General features: G+C 32.5%; 3 protein-coding genes. All 3 read left to right on the top strand.

The features are described from left to right. The coding region (locus WBN21_RS07765; RefSeq protein WP_424199045.1) for a hypothetical protein at window positions 1-1077 on the top strand (1077 nt) is incomplete at its 5' end. 52 nt (window positions 1078-1129) lie between these two features. Continuing rightward, complete coding sequence (locus WBN21_RS07770) at window positions 1130-3514, top strand: hypothetical protein (RefSeq protein WP_424199047.1); 2385 nt, start codon at window positions 1130-1132, stop codon at window positions 3512-3514. Between the two features lie 53 nt (window positions 3515-3567). Then, on the top strand, window positions 3568-4289 hold a 722-nt coding region (locus tag WBN21_RS07775; RefSeq protein WP_424199049.1), incomplete at its 3' end, for a family 16 glycosylhydrolase.

Genomic DNA, 4289 nt, shown 5'->3' on the forward strand with positions numbered 1-4289 from the left:
AGTCCATATAATATTAATGTTTCAACAAGCTCCGAAGGCAATCAAACCATCAATGTTAGCTCGGGTGTTCAGAACTTACCTGTTCCAGTTTACAATCATCAATCTAAATCATTTAGTGATGCTCATAAAATAGATGAACAATTACGGTATGAGCGCAATCTATATATTGAAGAAGAAAAAAGTTTGGTTTTTATAAAGCACACCTTGCTCAATAAAGGTTCTAATACGATTGAAAGAGGTCTTAAAATTACAAGTCAGCATCCTTCACGAAGTAATTCGGACTTAGAAGATGGCGAAAACTTTTTAGCCTATTTACCTTTTAATGAAAACCTTAAACTTCCTAATGGAATGCAATTTGAAATTACAACAACCCCACAAAATCGATGGAATTTTATAAATAGAAATCGTTTTCCTATTGATAAGAATAATCCGGAACAGGTGAAAAAATATTTTAATACGGGTACAAATTGGAAAGGCGAGGTGGCACCCGGTATTTTTGAGTTACATTACGATTATAATTTAATGGCAGGTTTTCATATGATTGCTTCAAAATCTTGGATTTGTTATGTGAATAAACTCAGTAATACAGCATTTGTAAAGATTTTTGAACCCTATGACAAAGCATTGAATTATGAATATGGTGTTAATGCTGAAATTTATAACAGCGGTTTGGAAACAGGATATTTAGAAACCGAAATTAAAACCCCCATTTATAAATTAAAACCAAAAGAACATTTTGATTATTATGAAATTCAAGGTGCTGCTAAAATAAATTCATTGCCAATTCTTGATGTTAACCAGACTGGAATCATCACGAAGAATATGAATTTTAATAAAGAAACGAATTCGTTAAGTGGCGAATATGGTGTTTTTATTGAAGGGGAAGCAATACTAAGTTTAAAAAATAAATCTGGTAAATTAATCAAGGTAATAATAATAGAACACGTTTCTCCATTAAGAGCATTATCCTTTAAAACTCAATTTGAATTTAACCCACAAATAGAAACAATAGAACTTTTAATTAAAGATAATAACGGTAAAACTTATCTTTTAGATAATTATACAAATAAAAATTAAACATAACATATTCTATTAGGAAATAGAATTTCTAACTAAATAAATACAAATCATGAAATCATTAATTACAAAATATTTTTCACTTCTAGTTTTACTACTTCTGGTTGTTGGTTGTAAAGGAGAAAAAAAGGAATTAACAATTGAAGAAGAAGCTATAGAAAAGGAAGGAGTTCTAAAGTCTTTAATGGAAGAAGCCCATGCAAAATCAATTGATGTTACCAGAGAAGAAACAATACTATGGTTTTCAAAAGAGTTTTTAAAATTTGCCAATTGGGATGAATCTAATAAAGATGCTGTTCAGAAGTTATTTGGATATGAGCGTTATTACGCTGATAAGAAAGAACAAATGGCAGAAGAATTACCTGATTTTGAACGTAAAAAGGTTATTCAAATTTTAAATAAAGGTATAGACGATTTAAAAAAAGAACTTCAAGGTGAAATTAAACGTCGTCCTGTAAACAAAGTAGATTGGCAAAACACAAAAGCTGCAAATAATATGTTTGTAAGCAATGGTAAGCCATCTTTCCCATATGATTATTTTTCAAAAACTGTTGGACAACCATTAACTAATAAAGATGTTTACAACGATCACTTAGGAGCCATCTTTCATGGCGGAGAAAACCTCTATCCAGTAGATCACGATAGAGCAATTAACTCTTTTCTGTTGAAAGAAGACGGCTCTTTCGATGAAGAATTAATGAAAGAATTAACAGGTATTCCTGATACAAATATTGGCTTCTTAATTTATTGGTCTATGGGTATTCCTGAATGGGTTGAAGAAAAAGAGCCAGAAATTAGAAAAGGACGTTCTTTATTTACAGGGTTCGATATAGATAACCCTGTAGCTAGAGATTTATGGGCTAAAATTATACGTCGAACAGGCGAACTTACTAAAGGTAAAAAGGTTACGGAGTTAGGCTATATATTCGCCAACGAACCACACTGGTTTTCAGAAAAAGGGCATTGGACTTATAACTACAAAGAGATGAATGGGATATCTTCATACACGCTTAATAATTTTAGGTCTTGGTTGAAGATCAAATACAAAGCTAATATTAAAGCGCTTAATTCAAATTGGGAAACCTCGTTTGCTAATTTCAATAATGTTAATATAGAAATCCCTATAGATACCGAATTACAAGGGAAACCAATATGGTTTGATTGGAATCGATATAATATGGATAGAGTAACGGAGTGGTTCAAATTTAACCAAGATAATTTGCATGCCGTTAACCCAGAAGCAGATACTCATATAAAACTATTTCCAAGAACATTTTATGAGGATTCACGTTCACATGGGATGGATTTTGAAGCCCTTACCGAATTAACAACTATGATTGGTCATGATGCCAAGGCATTAGGAAGCCCTAGTATTAGATCACATATTAATTCAGATTGGAATGAGCAATACGCCTATAAATGGGACGGAATGGCTATTTTACATGATTTTCTGGAGTCTGTTGGTCCAAATAAAATTAATGTAAATTCTGAATCTCATTTTCTTTCCTCGGGTATGTGGAGAGATATGGAAGCACGCACTAGCTACGTTCGTAGCGTATATTGGTTGTCAACCTTAATGGGTATGGATGCTAATTTGGGATGGTTTTGGGCGCGAGATCCTGACGGTTCTCCTGAAGACAGATTAGAAGGAGAGCTTAACTTCTTTGACCCAGGGTTAGGTGGAGCTTATGCAGGTTCTAACAACATGCAACCTCATATCGCTAACGAAGTAACTCAGGTAATGTATGATTTAAATACCTTTTCTGAAGAAATTATTGAACTTCGTAAGCAACCTCGTCCATTACGATTATTTTATTCTGAAACGTCTGCCATTAATACGTCTAATTACATGACGAAAAACGGAAAGCTATATAAGTCTTTGTTTTTTGAAGGCTTGCCGTTAGGGTTCGTCACTAAAAATATCATTGAAAAACAAGATAACAATACCTGGAACACAGTAGTTGTTTATAATACAAAATATGTGACCGATGCCGAATTTAACACGTTGCAGTCTTATTTGGATAATGGTGGTACAGTAATTCTTGATTCTTCTGAAAGTTTATCAATGAATGAACATGGGCAAAAACGAAATAAGAAATTAACGGCAGGTAATGGAAACCTAATAGCTTTAAATGATACAGATATTTCAAACATTAAAAAAATAGCGTTAGCAGAAATTGAAGACCAAATGCCAGAAGTTATTGTTGAATCGGATAATGGCAAAGACTTTAAAACCACAATTTCAAGAGTTGTGAAACAAGAGAATGGTTCCTACTTGGTTAATTTACTTAATGTAGGTCATGATACGGCAAAGATTAAATTGTCTTTAAAATCAGGCGGCTCAATGACAATCAAAAATTTGATAACATCCAATTCTGTTGATTCTGAATTTGATTTAGCATCAGAAGAAGTACTATTATTAGAAATCACTAAGTAAGATTTAAGGAAATGAAAAAAAGTATTCTTTTTGGGATCATATTTATTTTTTCAATGTCACAAATTATCGCACAAGAACCTGTTAAAACTTCTGATTCGAGTAGTTCATGGAAATTGGTAAAAAGTTTATCCGATGAATTTGATGCTAAAGAATTAGATTGGAAAAAATGGTATAAAACAGATAAATTACCAAATACAACAGGTTGGAAATGGAATAATGATGCAAATGCTAAAATTGTTAATGGCATTGCAGAATTAACTATGCGGCATAATTCTAATAATGATCCTGATAATGGAACTTATTTTAAATCCGGCATACTTAAATCGAAAGAAACATTTACCACAGGTTATGTTGAAGCTAGAATAAAAGGTGCTGTTATTGATATTTCTGGCCCTAGAAATGGTTGGGGTGTTTGTCCTTCATTTTGGCTGTATAGTGATTTTGATAGAGATGTGGAGGAAGGTAAAACAGTCTATTGTGAAATTGATGTGGTAGAATTGCAACAGTTCGATTGGTTTAAAGGACATCAAGATGATATTCAAGATTCAGATCATAATTTGCATTTGGTTAAAAAGGTGGATGGTAAAAGCATTTGGTTTCGTCCAAAGCAGCATATTGAAACACAAATGAATAAATATAGAATCCCTGATGATCCTAGTCGAAATTTTCATGTTTACGGTTGTGAGGTTAATGAAGAAGAAATTATTTGGTATGTTGATGGTGTTGAAATAGCCCGAAAAGCAAACACAGATTGGTACAGACCAATGAATGTAAC

The sequence above is a fragment of the Algibacter sp. genome (assembly GCF_049667265.1).
Taxonomy (GTDB): Bacteria; Bacteroidota; Bacteroidia; order Flavobacteriales; family Flavobacteriaceae; genus Algibacter_B.